This is a genomic window from Caulobacter sp. UNC358MFTsu5.1 (genome assembly GCF_000712075.1).
Classification (GTDB): domain Bacteria; phylum Pseudomonadota; class Alphaproteobacteria; order Caulobacterales; family Caulobacteraceae; genus Caulobacter.
The window spans coordinates 450,448-472,416 of the sequence record NZ_JONW01000005.1 but is presented as its reverse complement, the minus strand read 5'-3'; the positions used below and the strand labels follow the sequence as shown (position 1 = coordinate 472,416).

General features: G+C 71.3%; 14 protein-coding genes. 6 read left to right on the top strand and 8 right to left on the bottom strand.

Annotated features, from left to right (window positions below; genetic code table 11):
- Window positions 1–95 precede the first annotated feature (95 nt).
- Entirely contained in the window at window positions 96–1,868 is a 1,773-nt protein-coding gene (locus BR39_RS25195) for a multicopper oxidase family protein (RefSeq protein ID WP_051695156.1), read from the top strand.
- Window positions 1,811–2,206 carry a multicopper oxidase domain-containing protein gene (locus BR39_RS25645; RefSeq protein ID WP_051695154.1) on the top strand — a complete coding sequence of 132 codons (396 nt, stop codon included), beginning with the start codon at window positions 1,811–1,813 and terminating at the stop codon, window positions 2,204–2,206. The genes BR39_RS25195 and BR39_RS25645 overlap by 58 nt, the downstream gene beginning before the upstream one ends.
- A 101-nt stretch (window positions 2,207–2,307) precedes the next feature.
- Here BR39_RS25645 and BR39_RS0104215 read toward each other — a convergent pair whose 3' ends face one another.
- A complete protein-coding gene (locus BR39_RS0104215; RefSeq protein WP_029908032.1) occupies window positions 2,308–4,275 on the bottom strand; it encodes a cell wall metabolism sensor histidine kinase WalK in 1,968 nt (655 codons plus the stop codon).
- Window positions 4,272–4,991 (bottom strand): response regulator, encoded by a 720-nt coding sequence (locus BR39_RS0104210; RefSeq protein WP_029908031.1) that lies wholly within the window; start codon window positions 4,989–4,991, stop codon window positions 4,272–4,274. The genes BR39_RS0104215 and BR39_RS0104210 overlap by 4 nt, the downstream gene beginning before the upstream one ends.
- A gap of 299 nt (window positions 4,992–5,290) precedes the next feature.
- Between BR39_RS0104210 and BR39_RS0104205 the strand changes: the two genes are divergently transcribed.
- A complete protein-coding gene (locus BR39_RS0104205; RefSeq protein ID WP_029908030.1) occupies window positions 5,291–6,223 on the top strand; it encodes a helix-turn-helix domain-containing GNAT family N-acetyltransferase in 933 nt (310 codons plus the stop codon).
- 60 nt (window positions 6,224–6,283) lie between these two features.
- Window positions 6,284–6,832 carry a YcxB family protein gene (locus tag BR39_RS0104200; RefSeq protein ID WP_029908029.1) on the top strand — a complete coding sequence of 183 codons (549 nt, stop codon included), beginning with the start codon at window positions 6,284–6,286 and terminating at the stop codon, window positions 6,830–6,832.
- A gap of 19 nt (window positions 6,833–6,851) precedes the next feature.
- Here the strand turns inward: BR39_RS0104200 and BR39_RS0104195 are convergent, their stop codons facing one another.
- The 3 genes from BR39_RS0104195 to BR39_RS0104185 form a co-directional block, all read right to left on the bottom strand.
- Complete coding sequence (locus BR39_RS0104195) at window positions 6,852–7,577, bottom strand: response regulator (protein ID WP_035018145.1); 726 nt, start codon at window positions 7,575–7,577, stop codon at window positions 6,852–6,854.
- Window positions 7,578–7,580: 3 nt separating this feature from the next.
- Window positions 7,581–10,823 carry an autotransporter outer membrane beta-barrel domain-containing protein gene (locus BR39_RS0104190; protein ID WP_029908027.1) on the bottom strand — a complete coding sequence of 1,081 codons (3,243 nt, stop codon included), beginning with the start codon at window positions 10,821–10,823 and terminating at the stop codon, window positions 7,581–7,583.
- Between the two features lie 226 nt (window positions 10,824–11,049).
- Window positions 11,050–13,752: a hypothetical protein gene (locus BR39_RS0104185; protein WP_029908026.1), complete on the bottom strand. Its 2,703-nt coding sequence runs from the start codon at window positions 13,750–13,752 to the stop codon at window positions 11,050–11,052.
- Window positions 13,753–13,874: 122 nt separating this feature from the next.
- Between BR39_RS0104185 and BR39_RS0104180 the strand changes: the two genes are divergently transcribed.
- Window positions 13,875–15,119: an SGNH/GDSL hydrolase family protein gene (locus BR39_RS0104180; RefSeq protein WP_029908025.1), complete on the top strand. Its 1,245-nt coding sequence runs from the start codon at window positions 13,875–13,877 to the stop codon at window positions 15,117–15,119.
- 19 nt (window positions 15,120–15,138) lie between these two features.
- On the opposite strand, the gene BR39_RS0104175 is transcribed toward BR39_RS0104180, so the two are convergent.
- The 3 genes from BR39_RS0104175 to BR39_RS0104165 all read right to left on the bottom strand — a co-directional run bounded on the left by BR39_RS0104175 (window position 15,139) and on the right by BR39_RS0104165 (window position 19,999).
- The gene (locus BR39_RS0104175; protein ID WP_029908024.1) at window positions 15,139–16,827 is read right to left on the bottom strand and encodes a S8 family serine peptidase; all 1,689 of its coding nucleotides are present in this window, start codon (window positions 16,825–16,827) and stop codon (window positions 15,139–15,141) included.
- 31 nt (window positions 16,828–16,858) lie between these two features.
- Window positions 16,859–18,793: a S41 family peptidase gene (locus BR39_RS0104170; RefSeq protein WP_051695152.1), complete on the bottom strand. Its 1,935-nt coding sequence runs from the start codon at window positions 18,791–18,793 to the stop codon at window positions 16,859–16,861.
- Between the two features lie 192 nt (window positions 18,794–18,985).
- Window positions 18,986–19,999: a LacI family DNA-binding transcriptional regulator gene (locus BR39_RS0104165; RefSeq protein WP_029908022.1), complete on the bottom strand. Its 1,014-nt coding sequence runs from the start codon at window positions 19,997–19,999 to the stop codon at window positions 18,986–18,988.
- 127 nt (window positions 20,000–20,126) lie between these two features.
- On the opposite strand from BR39_RS0104165, the gene BR39_RS0104160 reads away from it, so the two are divergent.
- Window positions 20,127–21,623, top strand: coding sequence for an MFS transporter (locus BR39_RS0104160; protein ID WP_029908021.1), 1,497 nt, complete (start codon window positions 20,127–20,129; stop codon window positions 21,621–21,623).
- The last annotated feature ends 346 nt before the right edge of the window (window positions 21,624–21,969 follow it).

The following is a 21,969-nucleotide window of genomic DNA, read 5'->3' as shown; positions in this document are numbered from 1 at the left end:
CCTTGAGCGATAGTTCGCGCATGGGTAGTCATTCGGCGCGCCGCAATCCCTGGTCAATCTCCGTGGCCGAGGCGGCGCCGTTGGGAGGGGCAGTCATGGAATCTCACGCTCGCACGCGGTGCGTCGCCCTGGCCGGCGTCTCGGCCGTCGCCCTGGCCCTGGCGGCCGCGCCGTCGCACGGGCTGGCCCAGGACAAGGCCGCCAAGCCGGCCGCCCAGGCGCTGAAGGCGGCCCCGCCGAACGTCTTCGCCAACCCGCCGGCCGCCATCCCGGAGGAAGAGCCCGCGCCGCCCAGGCTGACCGCGCCCCTGGGCGTGATCAAGCCGCCGGAGCCCATCCCCGGCGCCGACAGCTACGTCGATCCGCGCAAGAACATCCTCTACAAATTCTCGATCGAGTTCACCGAGGGCACGGTCCGCAACCCGTGGACGCTCAGCGACGACAAGGTGCTGCTGCGCTCGTACCACAGCTCGGCGGTCGACCCGGACACGCCCTTCCTGGCCCCGACCATCACCATGCGCCCCGGCCAGACGGTGCGGATCAGCCTGAACAACGACCTGTTCGAAACCAAGGATGGCAAGCGCCTGCCGGTCGAGAAGTGCAAGATGCCGGACGGGGGCGTGAACGTGCCCCACTGCTTCAACGAGACCAACCTGCACGCCCACGGCCTGTGGGTCTCGCCGTCGGGCAACAGCGACAACGTGCTGATCTCGATCAATCCGGGCGTGACCTTCGACTACGAGTACAACGTCCCGTCCGACCACGCGGCCGGCACCTTCTGGTACCACCCGCACAAGCACGGCTCGACCGCCCTGCAGGTGTCCAGCGGCATGACCGGGGCGTTGATCATCAAGGACGACCGCGTGCCGACGGCGACCACGCCGGGCGACATCGACGTCCTGCTGCAGGACGAGAAGGGCCAGGCTTTCCCCGACAAGGTGCTGATGTTCCAGCAGGTGCAGTACGCCTGCTTCGACAAGGACGGGAAGATCCAGCAGTCGAACACGCCCAAGGGCCAGCCGTGGCTCTGCAACGCGGGCCAGGTCGGCGAGATCCGCGACTACGATCAGCAGCTGAGCAACAGCACCAGCTGGCAGTATTCCGGCCGCTTCACCTCGATCAACGGCAAGGTCCAGCCCGGCGTCACGGGGCTCCAGGCCGGCCGGTTCGAGCGCTGGCGGCTGATCCACGGCGGGGTGCGCGAGGCCGTGAACTTTCGGCTGTTCCCGATGAAGGCCGGAGCGCCCGACTGGAACACCGTGTCCGCCGATCGGCAGGACAAGTTCATGCGCGAGTTCTGCGGCGGAAGCGCCCTGCCGATGTGGGAGGTGGCGGTCGACGGCCTGACCCGGTCCCAGGTGTTCCGCACCAGCGAGGCGCGCCTGCAGCCCGGCTACCGGGCCGACCTGCTGGTCTATTTCCCGACCGCCGGGAACTACTGCATCATCGACGGGGCCAGCGACGCCCTGGGCAGCCCCAGCCAGGCGGCCGAGCCGATCAAGCTGCTGGGCGTGGCGGTGGTGGCCGCGGGCAGGGCGCCCGCCGATCCCGACAAGGCGCTGCGCGACCAGATGAAGGCCGCCGCCGACCGCAACATCACCGACGGCAAGATCAAGGCCGAGGTGGTCGCCGACATCGACGCCAATCTGAAGCTGTCGAAGTTCGTCTGGCACAAGCCGATCGCCGAGGCGGAGCTGAACGCGCCGCCGCAGGACCTGCGGTTCGCCATCGTCGCGGACCCGAAGCGGCCGGGGAAGTCCCTGTTCCAGGTCAATAACCCAAGCTGCCGCCGGACGAGAGCGGGGTCTATGTGCCGTCGCGGATCGACCGCACGGCCAAGATCGGCGACGTCCAGGAGTGGCGGCTGACCTCGGACGTCGGGTCCCACCCGTTCCACATCCACGTCAATCCGTTCCAGGTGATCAGCGTGCTGAACCCGGCGGGCCAACCAGTCACCGACCCGGGCACGCCGGCCTACGACCCCGACTACGCCGGGGTGCTGGACCAGTGGAAGGACACCCTGTTCGTCAAGCGGGGCTACAAGATCGCCGTGCGCACCCGCTACGAGCGCTACATCGGCGAGTACGTCCTGCACTGCCACATCCTCGACCACGAGGACCAGGGCATGATGGCCAACGTCAAGATCGGCATCCCCGACGGCCAGGGCGGCATGGCCGAGGCGCATGGGGGGCACGAGGGGCACTGATCGGGACGATTTGGGGGACACACACTCACCCTGCGGCCCCGCCAAGCTGGCCGCCCCTTTGAGTGAGTGTGTGTCCCCAACTTCGAGCTGGAAGACGCCCTCTACTCCGCCGCCTGCAGCCGCACGGGCGTCGCCGGCGCGGCCGCGGCCACCAGCGGCAGGCGGACCTGCACCAGCAGCCCCTCGCCCGGCAGGCTCAGCCGGATGTCGCCGCCGTGGGCGCGGACCACCGAGCGGGCGGAGCTGAGCCCCAGGCCCACGCCCTGCTTGCTGGACGTGCGGGCCTCGACGCCGCGGTAGAACGGGGTGAACACCCGCTCCAGCTCGCCGGGCTCCAGGCCCGGGCCCCGGTCGCGGATCTCGACCACCGTCTCGTCGCCCTCGACGTGCAGGGCGACGCGGGCGCTGTCGCCGTACTTGACCGCGTTGTCGACCAGGTTGGCGAACACCCGCTGCAGGCCCAGCACCGAGACCTCGACCTCGGCCGGTTCGCCCGGCTCCAGGGCGACGTCGGCGCCGGTGACCTCGGCCTCGTCGATCACGCATTCCAGCAGCGAGCGCAGGTCCACCCGCTGGCGGGCGCCGGCCTCGGCGTCCTCGCGCATGAAGGCCAGCACCGAGGTGATCATCGCCTCCATCTGGTCCAGGTCCTGGCCGATCTCGCGGCGCAGGGCGGGCGAGGCGCGCTCCAGGCGGAAGCGCAGGCGGGCCAGGGGCGTGCGCAGGTCGTGCGAAATCGCCCCGATCATCGCCGTGCGGTCGGTGATGTAGCGGCTGAGCCGGCCCTGCATGGCGTTGAAGGCCCGGGCGGCGCGGCCGATCTCGGCGGGGCCGTCGGCGACGATCACCGGCGAGGCAGGGTCGCGGCCCAGTTGCTCGGCGGCGGCGGCGAAGCCGGCCAGGGGCGCGGCCAGGCGGCGGGCGAACACCCAGCCCAGCGGCGCCACCACGGCCAGGGACAGGGCGAACCACATCAGCACCCGCCGCTGCCAGCTGTTGGGGAAGGCCTCGGGCCGGGGGCGCAGGGTCACCCACTGGTTCGGGCCCACGCGCAGGGCGGCCACGAAGTCGCCCTCGATGAACGGCGGCGGGGCCAGGCCGAACAGGCTGCGGGTCACCGGCGCGGGCAGGGGGCGGCCGACCGCGGGCTCGGGCGCGGGGGCGGGCGCGCTGGCCCGGGGCGCGGGCAGGGCGACGGTCGGGGCGGCCTGGACCGGCTCGGTGACCGGCACGGCGGGCGCCAGGGGCTGGGGCGGCGTCGGGCGGCGGATCGGCGGCGGTTCGCGCGCGGCGGCGTCGGCCACCGGGTCCAGCGGCGGGGACGACGGCGTCACCCCGCGCAGCGAGTCGGGCAGGGTCACCTGGCGAGAGCGGAACGGCGCGGCGAACAGCGGGTCGGTCGCGCGATCCGAGCGGGCGCCGGACGACTGGTAGCTGAAGGTCCGCTGGCCGCCGGAGCCGTCCTGCGCGCCGTAGCCGCCCCGGAAGACCCGCTGGCCGCCGCCGGCGGGGAAGCCCTGCGGACCGCCCGTCATGACGCCCGTCATCGCCCCTGGGCCCATGCCGCCGCGCATCCCGACTCCGCCGGGGCCGGGTCCGGCCGGCAGGGTCTGGGCCTCGGCGTAGGTGGTGAACAGCAGGGCCAGGGAGGGCGGCCGGCCGGGACGGCGGCTCTCGGCGCCGGCGAACGGCGGCGGGGCGTAGAACAGCAGGCGGACGTCCTCGCGCGGGACCTTCAGCAGGCGGGCCAGGTCGGCGCTGGCGGGTTCGGACGCCACCCAGCCGGGGCTCTGCAGGCTGGGCGGCTGGGTCTCGATCGTGCGGACCAGGGGACGGTCGCTGTCGTTGTCGGGCACGGCGCCGCGCAGGCCGGAGGCGATGTCGGCCAGGCTGTGGTGCATCGCCGGGGCCGGCGGCAGCAGCAGGGTCAGGCCCAGGGTCACGGTCTGGGCCACCATCAGGGCGGCCAGCAGCAGGGCCAGGATCTGCACGGCGATCGGCGGGCTGGGCCACCGCCTGGACAGTCCGGCCAGGAAGGAGCCCCTCGAAGCGCCCCCCCGGGCGGTCATTCGACCGTCACCCTGGCGTCCAGCATGTAGCCCATGCCGCGATAGGTGCGGATCAGCGGGGCGTCGGACTGGGCCTCGATCTTGCGGCGCAAGCGGCTGATGTGCAGGTCGACGCGGCGGCCCAGGTTCTCGACCGTCTCGCCGGCGATGATGGTCAGGAGCTCGTCGCGCGACACCACCGAGCGGGCGTGGTCGGCCAGGGTGGACAGGATCGTGAACTCGCCGGGCGTCAGCAGCAGCAGCACGCCGTTGGGCGCGGTCAGCTGGCGGGCGGCGACGTCCAGGCGGAAGCCGGCGAACAGGCGCACGTCGCTGCGCGGACCCTGGCCCCCGGCCCGGCGGCGCAGCAGGGCCTTGACCCGGGCCAGCAGCTCGCGCGGCGGGATCGGCTTGACCACGTAGTCGTCGGCGCCCAGCTCCAGGCCGACGATGCGGTCGACCGGATCGCCCAGGGCGCTGAGCAGCAGGATGGCCGGGCCGTCGGACCCCGCCACCTGGCGGCACAGCGATAGGCCGTTCTCGCCGGGCAGGTTGACGTCCAGCACCATCACGTCGACCGAGCGGGTCTCCATCACCTCGCGCGCGGCGGCGACCGTGGGGGCCTCGCGGACGGTGTAGCCCTGGGTGTCCAGATAGCCGGCCATCTCCTGGCGCAGCACGTCGTCGTCCTCGACCAGCAGGACGGTGGCGGTTTCGGCGAGTGCGCGCAAAGTCATGTGGGCCCCATACAGCCAGATTATGGCCGCGGCTGGACCTTCGCCATGAGCGCCATGGGCGGGTCGTGCGTCCCATCTCCTAGGAGGACCGCGTTTGTTTCGCGCGGATTTCGGGTCGCGCCTCGAGGGCGGGTCATTTGTATCGGTTGGTATCGAGCGTGAAAAACAACGCCTGGATTCAGCGGTTTCGGAGGCGCGGCCGAACGTCGCGGCGGCCGGCGATCACCTCCGTCGCAACGTGTTGACTCAGTCAAGATATCGGTTATTTGACTCAGTCAATATACACCGAGGAGACAGCCATGGTCCCGGAGACGGAAATCGCCGCCCTGCGCGCGTTCAACCGGCTGTACACGCGCCGGCTGGGCCTGCTGAACCCCCGGCTGGACAACAGCCCGTTCTCGCTGACCGAGGCCCGGATCCTCTATGAGCTGGCCCACCGCGACGAACCCAGCGCCGCTGAGATCACCCGGACCCTCGACCTGGACCCCGCCCAGTTGAGCCGCACCCTCAAGCGCTTCGAGACGCGGGGCCTGGTCGAGACCGCGCCCCATCCCGGCGGCGGGCGCAGTCGGTCGATCCGGTTGACGGCCGCCGGCCGCGAGGCCTTCGCGGCCCTGGAACGCAACACCCGCGGCGCGGTCGGCGAGCTGCTGGACGGCCTGCCGGCGCCCAAGCGCGAGACCCTGCTGGCGGCGACCCGTTCCATCCGCCGGGTGTTCGACGAGACGCCCGACGCCGAGGCGTCGTCCGGCGTCGTGCTGCGCGACCTGCGGCCCGGCGACCTGGGCTGGATCATCCACCGCCAGGCGGTGCTCTACGCCCAGGAGTACGACTGGAACCAGGACTACGAGGCCCTGGTCGCCCGCATCCTCGCCGACTTCGTCCAGGCGTTCGATCCGGCCCGCGAGGCCGCCTGGATCGCCGAGCTGGACGGCCGGGTGGTGGGTTCGATCTTCCTGGTGCGCGGCGAGACGGCGGACACCGGCAAGCTGCGGCTGCTCTATGTCGAGCCCGACACCCGCGGCCGGGGCGTGGGCGCGATGCTGGTCCAGGCCTGCATCGACCGCGCCCGGGCGGTCGGTTGCCGCCGCCTGGAGCTGTGGACCAACAGCGTGCTCGTCGCCGCGCGGCGGATCTACCAGCGCGCCGGCTTCGTCCTGGTCGCCGAAGCGCCGCACCAGTCGTTCGGCAAGGACCTGGTCGGCCAGACCTGGGCGCTGGACCTGGGGTAGGAGCCGCAACGCGCTTCCCGCGGGCCGCGTCGTGAGCTAGACGCGTCGGAGGGGGACGCGATGGAAGCTTCAGGGATCATCGTGGCGGGCGAAAGCGCGTCGGCCATGGCCTATATCAAGGCCCGCTGGGGCCTGTCGCCGCGCCAGGCCAAGGCCATCATCATGGTCTGCATGCTGGGCGTCGGCGTTCCCCTGTCCGTGTGGGCGTCGGGATCGTGGTTCTCGGCCTTCATGTCGGTCGAGTTCGCCATCGGCGGGCTGGTCGTGGGCGTTCTCGTGGTCCAGAGACTGTCGGGCCCGAGCCTGCGGAAAGCGCTCGGCAAGCGGGGACAGCGGGCTGACCTGGCGCTCACCTTGCGCCTGACGCCCGAGACCATCGTCTATGACCTGGCCGACCTGACGACGACCGCCCGCTGGTCGTGCGTCACCGACCTCTATCGAACCCGCAAGCACTGGGTCTTCCTGGTGCAGAGCAGCGCCATGGTCCTGCCTCGGCGCTTCTTCGCGACTCCGGAGGCCGAGCGCGACTTCATCGCCGAAGCCCTGTCGCGCATGACGGACGCGGCCCGCGCGAGAAGCCCGGATGCGGTCGGGATGGTCGACGGCTAGCTGGCTTCCCGCCCGCCCCCTACTCCTGCACCCGGTCCACCCGGGTCGCGAAGATGTAGCCGACGTGGCGCACCGTGCGGATCAGGTAGGCCCCGCCGTCGATGCGGCCCAGCTTGCTGCGCAGGCGGCTGATGGCGACGTTCACCTGCTGCGGGGCGGGGCGCGCGTGGGCGTCGGGCGGACCCTGGCGCAGCTCGTCGCGGGTCAGCACTTGGTTTGGCCGATCGACCAAAGCCCACAGCACCAGGAACTCGGCCGTCGCCAGCGGCACGGTCCCGCCGCGCGGGTCGAGCAGGGTCTGGGTGGCGACGTTCAGCCGCCAGCCGTCGAAGCTGAAGACCGGGGTGGCGTCGCGCGCCGGCTCGTCGGGGCGGCCGTCGTCGTGACGGCGCAGCACCGCCCGGACCCGGGCCAGCAGCTCGCGCGGGCGGTAGGGTTTGATCACGTAGTCGTCGGCCCCCAACTCCAGGCCCACCACCACGTCGCACTCCTCGCCCGAGTCCGAGACCACCATGATCGCGGGCGGGGAGGGCAGGGTCAGCAGGCGCGAGCAGACCGACAGGCCCGAGGCGTCGGGCAGCACCATGTCCAGCATCACCAGGTTGACCTGGGTCTCGCGGAGGATCTGCTCCATCTCGCGGGCGGTGCCGGCGCCTAGGGCCGTCAGGCCGTAGCCCGATAGGAGGCCGGTCATGTCGTGACGGGCGACGGGGTCGCCGTCGAGGATGAGGATGCGCTTTTCCACGGGCTAGAACATCGCCCTCCCTGTCAGCCGCATGGTGTATTTGGTCTGCTTCCGCGAAGCCTCGGCCCCGCCTTCGAGGGCCACGTAGGACAGGGCCGAACCGGCGCGCAGGGCGAAGCCCAGGGTCACCGCCCCGTCCCGGTCGTTGTCGGCCAGCAGGGTGAAGGGCGTGCCGCCCGTGAAGCTGGCGATGGTGTCGCCCATGGCCCCGGCCAGGGTCTTGCGATAGCCGACCCGCAGCTCGGGCCGCACCCAGACGTCCTTGCCGTACGACTTGCCCAGCACCAGGCCCACGTCGCCGCTGAGGTTGTCGGCCTCGCGCGAGGCGACGGTCAGGTCGAAGCCGGCGCCCCCGCCGTGCTCCTTGCGCTCGCCTTCCCACAGCCAGACATAGTCCAGCCGGCCCTCGGGGCGCAGGTAGACGTCGCCCAGCCGCGCCTCGTAGGCCACGCCGGCGAAGGCGTTGGCCACCATGCCGTTCCAGGCGGCGGTGTTGGTGATGCTGACGTCGGCCGTGCCATCGCCGTCGACGTCGGCGGTGACCAGGCCGCGGTCGCCGTTGAAGCGGCTGTAGCCGGCCCCGCCGCCGAGGTTGAACCGCCAGCCGCCGACCGAGCGCCGCCAGTAGAGGCCGGCCTGCAGGATCGAGGCGGTGGTCTTCTCGCCCAGCTTGGCGACCGTGTCGTGCTCCTCCAGGCTGACCGCCGCCAGGGTCACGCCCAGCGCCCCGCCGGCGTCGCCCATCGCCTCGTAGCCGGCGACCATGCCCAGGGCCTGGGTGTCCGACCCCTGGGTGTCGCCGTCCTCGCGGCGGACCAGGACGTTGATCTCCTGGAGCCAGACGCTGTCGGGCCCGTAGCGGTCGCCGGGATCGGGACGGTTGGCCGTGGCCGCCGAGATCTGCTGCTGCACGGTCTGCAGGGCCGCGAACAGGCCCTCGCCCTGGCTGGGCAGCATCTGGTCGTAGACGCTGAGGAAACCGTCGCGGGTGCTCTGGTTCAGGAAGGCAGTGGCGATGTCGTCGTCGTTGGACAGGGCCGCGAACACCGCGTCGTAGGCGGCGGTCTGGCTGCGCGACAGCGAGGCCTCGGCCGCCGTGCGCCGCCGCACGTCGATATTGACGTCGTTGCCCGAGGCGTAGCCGTTGGCGACGTACATGTAGGCCACGTGGCCCAGCAGGTCCTGGTCGATCGTCCCGGCGGTCAGGTTGTTCGCCTGGATCACGGTGTAGGTCGTCGGCGTCGTCAGCAGGCTCTTGAAGTTCAGGCCCAGCGAGGCGCCGGTCTCGACCGTGGCGGTGTCGACCACCAGCTTGGTCTGGGTCCCGGCCGCCGGGTCGACCGTGAAGACCAGCACGCTGTCGGCGCCCAGGGTCAGGCTGGTGGCCTTGATGGTCTCGGTATTGGTCAGGCCCAGCGAGCCGTTGCCCACCTTGATGTCCAGCAGGCCGTCGCTGTCGTGCAGGGCGCCGATCATGTAGCCGGTGCCGTCGATGGTCAGCTTGTCGGCGCCGTCGCCGAACCAGACGTCGCCGATCAGGCCGCCGTTCAGGATCGACAGGCTGTCGGCGCCCGAGCCCAGCACCACCCGGCCGCGGATCATCGGCTCGTCGGCGTCGTCCACGCCGTCGCCGTCCGTGTCGGTGTCGGCCACCCCGTCGTCGCCGTCGTCGCCGTCGTTGACCCCCGACTGGACGATGGTCACGCCGGTGGTGTTCTTCGACACGTCGATGGCCGTGGCCAGGCCGTGGATCACCTCGTTGCTGGCGTCGGTGTCGTCGTCGTCGGTATCGTATTCGTCGTCCGTGGCGACCACATAGGCCGCGATCGAGCCGGTGTTGGTGATGGTCTTCAGGCCGCCGGTCTCGTCGATGATGGCGTAGGACGAGCCGCCCTCGCCGCCGACGGTGGCGCTGATGACCCCGGCGTTGGTGATGCTGGTCATCACCGACCCGGCGCCGATGCTGACGGCCTTGGCGGTGACGGCGGTGTCGCCGGTGACCGAGGCGGCGATCGAGCCGGTGTTCCAAAGGGTGTCGGCCACGGCTCCGGCGTTCAGCTTCAGGGCGACGGCGTCGCCCTCGTAGGCGCTGGCCGCGATCGAGCCGCTGACCTTCACCCCGCCGGTGATGATCGTCGACTGGCCGGCGTCGCCGCCCAGCTGCACGCCCGTGGCGCTGATCCCGTCGTGGACGCCCGCCGCCGTCACCGAGCCCCGGATGATCAGGCCGTAGGCGTCCTCGCCGGTCCCGACCGCGCCCAGGGTGACGGACCGGGTGTCAGAACCGATCAGCAGGGCCGGGGCCGAGCCGTAGGCGGTGATCGCGGCCGAGCCCTCGCTGCTGTCGGTGGTCCCGTCGCCGTCCTCGTCGTCGGAGGTGTCGTCGTTGGTGTCGGTGGGCGGGACGTCCAGCAGCACGCCGCCGGCGACATTGGCCGTGACCTTCACGCCGCCGCCGCCCTGCAGCAGGTCGTCGGCGTCCAGCAACGCCTCGTCGTCCGGATCGGTGTAGCGGCTGGTGACGCGGTAGCCGGTCGAATAGATCGTGCCCTGGATGGCGAGCACGCCGCCGACGTCGCCGTCGACCGCCAGGCCGACGTCGCCGGCGCCGGTCACGCTGATCGAGCCGGTGCTGGTCAGGTTGCCGCTGATCGTCCCCGTCGTGTGGACGCCGTAGCTGCGGTCGCCGACCACGCTGATCGTCCCGGCGTGCAGCAGCGAGCCGGTCAGGGCTGTCTCCAGGCTGATGCCCGCCGAGTCGTTGCCCTCGATGGTGATCGCGCCCGTCGAGTCGTTGGTGATCGTGCCGACGAACGGATCGGTCCCGGTCACCCGGATGCCGTAGCGGCCCGAACCCTTGGCGAACAGGCCGTCATAGTCGCCGTCGTCGTCGTCGTCGGTGTAGTCGTAGTCCTCGGTCAGGCTGATCGTGGCGCTGTTGAGCAGCGTGCCCGTATGGCCGCCCAGCACCAGCACGCCGATGGAGTCGTTGACGCCCACGCTGCTCAACGAGCCGGCGTTGGTCAGGGTGTTGTCGCTGTCCAGCGTGGCGATCGCGCCGGAGCTGGAGAGGGTGATCGCGCCGTCGCTGGTGATCTTGACGTCGTCGGCCGCCCCCGAATTGGCGGTGGAGGTGGCGATCGGCGTGGTGCGCGAACTGCTGGTGACCTGGGTTTCGGCGACCGCCTTTCCTCCGCAGATCAGCAGAGGGGCCAAGGCGGCCGTGGCGAGGAATTTGCGGGACATGGACGGCCTGTGCTGCGTGCCGTCCCTGGCTAGAGCGCCGCCGTGGCTCCTGGATGACCCCTCGGTATCGACGTCGATAAGCTGGACTGTCCGAAAGCGATGAAGTGTTTCGGAAGTGTGTCGCTGGATACCGAGCCGAGGCTGGGGACGCGCCCTTGCCGCGCGTCCCCATCGTCAAGCGCGGCGCCTGGATTTGGGGACACGCCGCAAGGGCATGTCCCCAACTCTACCCCTCGCTCGCCGGAAGGGCGTCGGCCACCAGGGCCAGGTTCATGATCGCCGCCAGGCCCCATTGCGCCGTGCCGTTGGTGGTGACCCCGGCGGCCTCGTCGATGGGGTTGAGGACGTCGGGTCCGGCGTAGTGCCTGGTGGCGGTCGACAGGTTCAGGTCTTCGACCACGCCGCGGCCGAAGAACTCCTTCCAGGCCCGCTGGGCCAGGGCCTTGTCGCCCAGGCGCGAGGCGGCGTAGGCGGTAAGGCGGGAATGCCCCTGGCGCAGGCCGTTGCCGCCCAGCGCCTGGCCGAACTGGGCCGTCTGCTCCTCGCGCGAGGCGTTGTACCAGCGGCAATAGTCCAGCCACGCCTTGTCGTAGGCGGGCTCGCGGATCAGCGACAACATCTCGACATGGATCTCGGGGGCGCCGAACGCCGCGTTCAGATGCGAGACCGCCAGCTTGTCGCCCGCCCCGGAGAACCTGCCGGTCTTGACGTCGTAGGTGGCGCTGCCGGCGAACCACTGCTTCTGCAGGGCGGCGATGGTCTTCATGCCGCCCACGATCCGGTCGCGCCAGCGCGGGTCGCCGGTGCGTTCCCACTCGGTGAACCAGGCGCCGCACAGCGAGCTCCAGTCGGTGCCGAACGAGGCGCGGACCTCGCCCTTGGGCCAGCCGTCGTCGCCCAGCTTGCGGCCGATGTCGACGCGGGTCAGCGACTCGTCGCCGTCGGTCAGGGCCCGCATCAGGTCGCCCGCCCGCTCGTCGGCGGTCAGGTAATAATAGATGCGGCGGTAGATGGCGTTGCTGACCCGGGGCTGCTTGGAGCTGTCGCCCCAGTGCTGCACGCCGTGCCGGGTGCCCAGGCCCCGGTAGGGACCCACGTGATAGACGTCGACCTCGCCGGTATGGCGGGTCATGGCCTCGGCCATGCGGAACACGTCGGCCCGGCCGCCGCGCAGGTAGCTGAGCCACAGCCACAGGTCGGTCGACAGTTCCGAATTGTCCCAGGCGAAGCCGCCGATGTCGTAGCGCCAGACGTGGCGGTCGACGTCGTAGCTGTGCATGAAGTCGCCGTAGTTCCAGAAGCCGTACCAGCGGCGCTGCTCGATCTGGCCCAGATAGTAGTTCAGCAGCTGGTCCTGGCGGTCCTCGATCCGGGCCCGGGCCGGCGTGCTGCGGTCAACCAGGCTCCAGGCGCCTAGCACCCCGGCCGCATGGAGGCGCTCGGGCGTGGTCATCAGGCGGGGCGGCTTGTCGTTCAACTGGGCCATCTTCGGGAACTGGTCGCGGGTCGGCGTGGCCTCCAGCGCCCACAGCCGCAGCTCCGAGGTGCGGGCGACGCCGGTCGGCGTGCCCCAGTTCTTTTCGTAGTCCTCGTAGGTGATGTTGAGGCCTTCGGTCTCCTGGGCGTGCGTCTCCATGCCCATGCCGTCGTGATAGAATCGGGTGTCCATCACCGGAGCGTCGGGCGACCACAGCCAGGCGGTCAGGCGGGCGGTGTCGCCGGCCGCGCCCAGGACCTCCAGGGCGGTGGGCGGGGCGCGCCAGAAGTTGCAGAGGCCGATCGCCGCGCCGCCGGCGGCGCCGCCCACATAGGCCACGCCGCTGGCCCGCTGGCCGCCGTCGGACGGGATCCAGGCGTGCCCGGGCGCGGTGCGCTTGCGGATGGTGAAGCCGTCGGCGGTGGGCTGCGACAGCAGGAAGTCGCCCCAGTCGGGGATCAGATGCAGGGACGAGCGCACCGGGGCGGCCATCTGGTCGAGGGCAGGGACCTTGCGGCCGGCGATCTGGGCCTCGCGGAACGCCTTGCCGGGATCGCGGCGCAGGCCGGTCAGCGGCTTGACCGCCTCGGCCCACAGGCCGCCGTCCTGGCCGGTGAAGCGGACGTGCCGGTCATAGGCCGCGTCGGTCATCGGCACGTCGGCGGTCACGCCCAGGCCGCAGATGAAGTCCTTGGCCGCGTCGCCGTCGAAGATGAAGGTGTGCAGCATCCGCAGGGAGTCGGCGCCGGCATAGGCGTAGAACCGCACGATGAACGGGGCCCAGGCGCGGTCACCGTTCTTGTGGCGGCCCTCGATCCGGATCACCGCCCGGACGGGACCGGACTGCTCCACGGTCACCTTGTCGAGCACGCTCTCGAAGGTCTTGCGGCCCACGGGTGACTGCTCGATCTCGGGCGCGTCCTGGGTCTGGAGGACGAGGCGGACGTTGCGCAGCACTTCGCGGCCGCCCCGGGTCGCCGAGGCGATCAGGGCCGAGCCGTCGCGCGGGAAGCGCCAGGTGGCCGGGCCGGTCGAGACCTCGACGGCGGCCGGGGTCTCGGTCACGCGGACGCCGGCTGCGGCAAGGCCGGTCTTGCCCGGCGCGATGGTCAGGCGCTGGCCCAGGTCGCCCGCTGGGACCGCGTGACCGGTCCACTTCAGCGAGCCGTCCGGCCAATAGGCCAGGGGCCAGGTCTGCAGGGCCACCTCGGCCCCGGCCGCGTCGCGGGCCAGGAACGGCTGCTTGGGCTTGAACGCGCCCTGCGGCCACGGGACGCCCCAGGTCTGGCCGGCGTTCAACCCCGGCGCCTTGTCGTCGATCCAGCGGACCTCGGTCGGCGGGAGCGGCGCGCCTTTGGCCGGGGCGGCGGCCAGGGCCTTGCCCGACAGGCTGACCAGGGCTCCGGCCAGGGCGGTTTGCACCAGCACGTCACGTCGTGTGGGGGTGTTCATGGCGCGCTTCCTCTTCGTGCGCCGTCTTCGGCGCCGACGGCCGGAAAGCGCGATCTTGCCAGCGACGCTAATTCCATATTCTGTAACGTCAATCCATTTTATGAGATATCGGGGAGAGCGCGATGCGTCGGATCGGTTCGGGTCTTCTGGTTCTGGCCCTGTGCGTGGGGACGGCCTGGCCGGCCGTCTCGGCGTCGCGCTGGATCGGCTCGTGGACGACGGCCTCCGTGCCGTCCGAGGCCGCGGCGACCCTGCCGGGATCGCCGAGCGGCGAGGTCACCCTGCGCCAGGTGGTGCGGCTGACGGCGGGCGGACCGCGCCTGCGGCTGCGGGTCTCCAACCAGTTCGGGGCGGCGCCGCTGCGGATCGACGGCGCCCACGTGGCCCTGTCGGCGGCGCCGGCCGGCTCGGCGGTCGCGGCCGGGACCGACCGGAGGGTCACCTTCGACGGCGGCCAGGCCGGCGTGACCGTGCCGCCCGGCGCGACCTGGCTGTCCGATCCGGTGGACCTGCCGACCCAGGGCCTGGCCCGCGTCGCCGTCAGCCTGCGTCTGCCCCAGCCGCCCGACCGGATCACCGCCCACCGAGCCGCCCGCACCACGGCCTATGTCGCCGCCGGCGACCAGCTGGCCGCGCCGGACCTGCGGGGCGCGGCCACGTGGCTGCAATGGGCCCAGCTGGCGGGCGTCGATGTCGAAGGGGCGGAAAAAAGCGCGGGCGCGATCGTCACCCTGGGCGACTCGATCACCGACGGCACCGGGGCGGGCGTCGACGTCTACGAGCGCTGGCCCGACGTGCTGGCCGCCCGCTTGCAGGCCGATCCGCGCACGCGGGGCGTCTCGGTGCTGAACGCCGGCATCGGCGGCAACCGCCTGCTGACCGACAACACCAGCCCCAACGCCCTCTCGCGCCTGGAGCGCGACGTGCTGGCCCAGCCGGGCGTGCGCGCGGTGATCGTGCTGATCGGCATCAACGACATCGGCGGCCTGTCGCGCGAGGGCCCGGTCACGGCCGAGAAGCGGGCGGCGGTGGTCGCGGGCTTGATCGCCGGCTACCGCCAGGTGATCGCCCGGGCGCACGAGCGCGGGATCCGCGTGGTGGGCGCCACGATCCTCCCGTGCGGCGGGACCAAGGTCTACCGCTCCGACGCGGACGCCGACGCCGACCGCCAGGCGGTCAATGCCTGGATCCGGACCTCGGGCGCCTTCGACGCGGTGATCGACTTCGACGCCGTGACCCGCGACCCGGCCCATCCCGAACGGCTGCTGCCGGCCTACGACTCCGGCGACCAGCTGCATCCGTCGGCGGCGGGCTACAAGGCGATGGGCGAGGCCGTGCCGATCGCGGCGCTGCTGGCGGCGAGGTAAGGCGCCATCGCCGAGCCGGCTATCGGGCCAGATCCCTCAGCCGGGGCTTGCCCGCCAGGGCGGCCTCCAGGTCCGGAGACGGGGGCGGGCCGTTGAACCGTGTCAGCTGGGCGCCGCCCATCGCTCCGATCACGTCCTGGCCCGCGATCGCGGCGGTCCGGTCGCGGGCCGAGCCGCGATAGAGCCGCCACAGCGCCTCGGCGGCCAGACCCTCGTCGAGGCCGGCCGCCTCCAGCCCCGCCAGGCCGTCGATCTCGGACGCCGTCGGGCCCAGGAACCGCTTCAGCGGCGTGACGTGGTCGTCGGCCAGCGGCACGTCCGCCAGGAGCGTCGCGGTCTCGGGCAGCGGGCGCGACAGCAGTTCGCCGGCGTTCACCAGCCCCGCCCCCATGCCCTTCGGCCATCCGCCGGACGGCTTGCTCGCACTGGCGGCGATCAGCCGGTTGAACATCGCCTGCACGGTCGTGCCGGCCGCGGCCGCATGGGCCTTGAGGACCGCGCGCCCGCCGTGCCGGGCGACCCAGAGCGCGGCGACGCCGGCGGTCAGCGACGTGGCCAGCGTCGTGCCTTCCGAGCGCGCGACGGCGTCGTTGGGCGAGGCCTGGTCCCGCTTGCGCGCGCCCCACACGGCCTCGCCGAAGGCGCTGACGGTGACGGAGTCGCCCTTGGACGTCCGTTCCCAGGGGGCCTTGAGGTAGTCGACGGCGGCGACGGCGGTGGACAGTCCCAGGGGCGCGAAGCGGGCCGGGAACACCACCAGGCCCACGCAGTTGCCGGCGGCGCAGACCACCACGATCCCCTGGCGCACGGCGGCCCGCAAGGCCACCTCGACGGGTTCGATCGGGAAGGGGCTGCCGAGGGCCATGACGATCACGTCGCAGTTCTGGGCGATCGCGTGCTCGATGGCGGCGGGGATGCGCGACTGGCGCAGGTCCACGACCGACCGGATGGCGCGGATGGGCAGGATCTCGGCCTCGGGCGCCGCGCCGGTGATCTCGCCGGGTCCCGTGGTGTTCCCCTCGGCGTCGATGTCGCCGCGGCTGGCGGCGACGCTGGCCACCAGGGTGCCGTGGCCGGGGTTGTTGAACGGGACATTGGTCGAGAACGGGTCGCGCGCGTTGGCGTTGTTCTCGACCAGGTTCAGCTGGGGCTTGGCGCTGATCACGCCCTGCAGCTCGACGTGATCGCTGTAGCCGGTGTCGATCGAGGCGATGGTGACGCCCGCGCCCTTGCCGTGCGCGTCCCAGGCCGCCTTGACGCCCAGGGCCCACGGCGCCCAGCCCCGGGCCTCCGGACCCATGTTGTCGCCCTTGCAGGTGAAGAAGCCCACGAGGCCCGCGGCGCCGGCCACGGTGGGATCGACCATCGCCTGGCCGATCAGGGAGTCGACCAGCACGGGGCGGCAGGACTCCAGACCCAGCTCGCTGGCCAGGGCCCGGGCGACCTCGAAGGCCAGGGTCTCGCCCCGCTGCGCGTCCAGGTCCGGGAAGGTGAGGATCCAGAAGCGGCCGCCGGTCTCCTCCGCCAGCGCGCCGAGGAAGGCGGGCGTGACCACGGGGTCGTGGCCCGGTGCGGCGGCTTCGACGAGCGCCTGAAGCGCGTCGGCCGTCGTCTCCCTCCCCGCGACGATGGAGAATTGCGCCGCGCCGTCCTCGGCGGGCGGGCCGAGCGTCGCCCAGCGGGCCAGCAGTTCGTTCAGGGTCGCCATGGGGGTTCCTCCGGTCGGAATGGGGACGGGTTCAGATCGTCAGAAGCCGCACGGCGGCCAGCTGACCGTTCACAAAGCCGTCGATCTGCAGGGTGGACCCGACGGACGCCGGCACGGTCAGCTGCGTCGAGGCGGTGGTGACGTCCTTCGACAGGTTCGGGCGCCGGTCGACGAAGATCTCCAGCCGGTCGATCCCGGTCGTGACGATGTCCAGGGTGACGGAAGCGCCGTTGCGGGTGATCGTGACCGGCAGGCTGGCGGTCGAGGTTCCGGACAGCACCAGGCACGCCCGGTCCAGCAGGTCCCTGTCGTCGTGGAGGATGTCGTCGAGGGTCGGCTGGTGGATGATGTCGGACGGCGCGCCGAGGTCCTCGATCTCGGTCCCGGCTTCGGGGCCCACGCGCAGGGTTCGACGGATCGCCACCCGCATGCCCACTCCGGCGTCCATCTGCGCCAGGGGCGTGACGACGCCCGCGGTGAGGCAATGCTGCCGCACCAGTTCGTGGTCCCAGACATTGGCGCCGCCCGCGCCCGTGGTGGCGTCCAGGCCGATGATCTGGCCGATCTCGTGGTCCAGGAAGCCGCAGGCGAACATGTCGGTGGTGCTGTAGCAACGGGCGTCGGTCAGCAGCACGGCCGGACCGAAGTAGCGCTGGCCGATGTCGTTGCAGCGCGCGAGGTCGGTGATCGGGAAGGCGGCCGAATAGATCGCGCCGGTCTCGAAGGCGCGCGCCATCGACGGCTTCCACGCCTCCAGGATCGGATCGGCGCCGCAGAGCTCCACGGCCAGCGGCGTGGCGACCAGCTGGGCCCGCGTCGGTTCGATGCGGCGGGACGTGAACAGCTGCAACAGGCGCTCGCCCGCCCAGATCAGCCCGCCGCCGTTGCCCCGCACGTCCAGGATCACGCCGGTCTTCGGGAACAGCGGGTGCTCGAGCAGGCGGATCGCCTCGACCAGGCACGCATCGTCGTCCACGTCGAAGGTCTGGATACGCAGGTAGCCGAAGGTCTGGCCGCCGTGGCTGACGGCCGCCGCGGTGAACACTTCCGGCAAGTTGGACTTCAGGCCGCTGGCGGCGCTTGCGACATCGCCGCCCGCCGCCTCCGCGACGGCGGCCCGTCGCTTCGCCGCGGCCGGGGCATAGAGCAGGGTGGTGAGACGGCGCCGGGAGTCGCCTTCCAGGTCGATGCCCATGAACTCCGCCATCGCCGGCGCGGCGGCGACGCTTTCCGGGCGGCGCGGCAGTTTCATCACATTCCACTCGACATTGACCTCCCGCGCCTGGTTGTTGGCGTCCAGGTAGCCGACGATCACCCATTCCTCGTCCGGGGGCGGCCACAGGTTCATGGCGCGCGTGGTCAGCAGGTCCACGCCCCGGGCGTGACGGGCGGCCGGATTGCTGCCCGCGTGGTAGCTGGCGGCGATCTCGACCGCGCGGTCGATCGGGATCGCGTTCCAGTGGGTGAGCTTCACACCGGGCCGGAAGTTGGGGTCCGAGACGCCGGCCACCAGGTCGGACACGACGTACCGACGATCGCCCCGGTCGTAGCAGGGTTTGACCTTGAACGGCAGGAAGGCCACCGCATCGGCGAAGTATTTCGGCAGGATGTAGTTGGTGTGCAGGTCCCGCAGCGAGGTGAAGATGGTCGTCATCTCGTGGTGGAACTGGACCTCTGACTCCACCATGTGCAGGCGGCGCTTCAGGAGCTTCAGCCGCTGGATCGGATCCACGGCGTGCATCGCGCGCTTGAGCGGCAGGTGGGCGTAGAAGCCCTCCAGCAGGCAGATGGCCTGCTCGACGATCTCGACGCGGGCGGCATGGTCCAGCTCGTCGATGGTGTTGAGGAACTGGCGCAGGCCGTGCGCGCCGACCAGGGCGCCGCGCACGCTGTCGTCGGCGCCCGCGATCAGATCGCTCAGCTGGTAGCGGCGCGTGGCCGGCGGGTCGTTCAAGGTCAGGTCCATCACGAATCCTCTCCGCGAGGTGAGCTGCGACGCCGCGTTCCGGGCGCCCGCGCCAAGGCGGAGGCAGGCCGTTCGACGTCCGCCATGGGAATGGCCAGCTCACTCTGGGAGCGTCGGCCCCAGGCGGCGGTGTCGAACGGCACAGCTCGTTGGTGAGTTTCGCCACACTTCGGCGAGAAGGCTCCGGCTGGCCTAGCCCCCGCAGCTTTCCCGCACGATCAGGTCGGTGGCCAGGCGCTCGGGCCGGTGGTCGCCGTCGGCGTCCAGCACGCGGGCCACCAGCAGTCGGCCGGCCTTGTAGGTGTCCTGCTTGATGGTGCTGAGCGCGGGGGTCGACAGGCGGCTCAGCAGCATGTCGTCGTAGCCCACCACCGAGACGTCCTCGGGCACGCGCATGCCGGCCCGGCGCAGGGCGCGGATGGCCCCCAGGGCGATCAGGTCGCTGGAGGCGAAGATGGCGTCGAAGGCGGCCTTGCGGCGGACCAGGGTGCTGACCGCGGCCTCGGCCGATTCCAGCTCGAAATCGACGGGGCAGATCAGGGCCGGGTCGGCCTCGAGCCCGCTCTCCTTGAGGGCCTCCAGATAGCCGGCCTTGCGCTGCAGGGCTTCCGGCTCGGTCTCGCCGAGGAAGACGATGCGCTTGCGGCCCAGCCGAGCCAGGTGCAGCGTCGCCCGCCGCCCGCCCAGCAGGTTGTCCGAACCGATCGAGCAGTACCTCTGGCCCGGCAGCTGGGCGCCCCAGACCGCGAAGCGGGCGTCGGCGGCCGCCAGTTCGTTGAACGCCTCGTGCAGGTTGCTCTGGCCCAGGAAGATCACACCGTTGGCGCGGCTGGTGGTGGTGACCGTCAGCAGGTCGTCGTAGCTGGCCGGGGCGGTGTGGCTGACCGTGAAGTCGCAGCCGCGGTCGCGCGCCGCCTCGCCGATGCTGGCCAGCAGCTCCAGGAAGAACGGGTGCGACAGCGGCAGCGGGCGGCCGTGGGTGCGCGGCGTGACGATGGCGATCGAGCCCTCCGACCCGATCGGCCCCGCCGGCATGTAGCGGCGGAACGGATAGTCGTGCTCCTTGGCCAGGGCCCAGATGCGCTGCTTGGTGCGGGTGCTGATGGACGGGTGGTCGTTCAGGGCGCGCGAGACGGTCGAGGCCGAGACGCCCGACAGCTTCGCCAGATCGTCCAGCGTCGTGCTGTTGTTGCTACCGCTGCCCATTGCGTCCAGATACTGTCAGGAGAACCACGTTCTGCGCCTTAATGCACATCGAAGGAAAGCCTTTGCAAGGCAGCCGCCAAGACCTCGCCCCCCAAGACTTTTTTGGGCGACGCGGGACCCGCGCCGCATGACGAAGGCGCGGCTGTCCTTTGCGCAGATCTGGAACATGTGTTGCGGTCTGTTCGGGGTGCAGATCGTCTGGGGTCTGCAGAACGTCAACACCAGCCGGATCTTCCAGACCCTTGGCGCGGACCTCAACGAGCTGGCCATCCTGTGGATCGCCGCGCCCGCCACGGGCCTGCTGGTCCAGCCGATCATCGGCCATCTGAGCGACCGCACCTGGGGTCGGCTGGGTCGGCGGCGGCCCTATCTGTTCTACGGCTCGATCCTGACGGCGGTGTCGCTGTTCCTGATGCCCAACGCGTCCAGCGTGCTGACCGCCAGCCTGATGCTGTGGGTGCTGTCCGCCTCGATCAACGTGGCCATGGAGCCGTTCCGCGCCTTCGTCGCCGACACCCTGCCGGAGGAGCAGCGCACCACCGGCTTCGCCATGCAGGTGTTCTTCATCGGCGCGGGGGCGGTGTTCGCCTCGGCCCTGCCGTGGGTCCTGACCCACTGGTTCGGCGTGTCGGGCCAGGCCGTCGCCGGCCAATTGCCGCCGTCGGTCCACACCGCCTTCTACGTGGGCGGCGTCACCCTGCTGGTCGCGGTGATGTGGACGGTCTTCACCACGCACGAGCATCCGCCCGAGACCCTGGCCGACGGCGCGCGGGTCCAGCCCGAGCACCGCACGCCCAGCGCCGAGGGCGCGGCCCTGATGCTGAAGAGCGGGGCGCTGTGGACCATCGCCGGGCTGGTGGCCTGCGCCCTGGCCTTCGCCAGCGGCTGGGCGCGCGAGATCTACGTGCTGGCCGGCTCGGCCACCGCCTTCGGCGCCGCCCAGCTGGCCGCCACCTGGCTGCGCCGCCAGGGCAAGGCGTCGCTGGGCGTGCTGGAGGTGGTCGAGGACATGCTGCACATGCCCCAGGTGCTGATCCGCCTGGCGGTGGTGCAGTTCTTCACCTGGTTCGGCCTGTTCGCCATGTGGATCTACACGACCCCGGCCGTGACGGCCCGGCACTACGGCGCGACCGATCCGGCCTCGGCCGCCTACAACCAGGGCGCCGACTGGGTGGGGGTGCTGTTCGCCGGCTACAACGGCGTGGCCGCCCTGGTCGCCCTGCTGCTGCCGGCCCTGGTGGCGAGGATCGGGCTGCGGGTCAGCCACGCTCTCTGCCTGGCCATGGGCGCCCTGGGCTTCGTGGGCTTCGTGGTGATCGACGACCCGGCCCTGCTGTGGATCCCGATCGTGGGGATCGGCGTGGCCTGGGCCTCGATCCTGTCGGCGCCCTACGCCATGCTGTCCAGCGCCGTGCCGCCCCACAAGATGGGCGTCTACATGGGCATCCATAACCTGTTCCTGGTCCTGCCCCAGCTGATCGCCGCCGTGGTGCTGGGTCCGGTGGTCGGACGTCTGTTCAAGGGCGAGGCGATCCAGGCCCTGGGCCTGGCGGCGGGCGCCTTCGCCCTGGCCGCGATCAGCGCCCTGGCCGTCCGCGATCCCGCCCGAGATCCGATTCGATAGCCGGACGCCCCGTCCGGCGGGGCGGGGCAAAGCTTGCACGCGCGTCGTGGGGATTGCGCTCATCCCTTCGCCTTTCGAATTCACGCAAGAATTGCGTGGAATGAGCCGCTCCGCAAGGCCTCTCGAGAAAATCCATCGTTCCAAAAATGCCACAACTGGCGATTCTGCGGGAAAGTTAGCGCTAACGGCGCGAAATTTCGCAAAACAACGCTCTTGCGTTTGACGCAAAAGAACGCAAGATTGCGCAAGTCGAACGGTTGGGCGGCGCGCGGAGGCTTATCCGCATCGCTTTCCGGCCGCTCGGCGCCGCAAATCTTGCGAGAGTCGGCCCCGAGGGGCCGGCGCT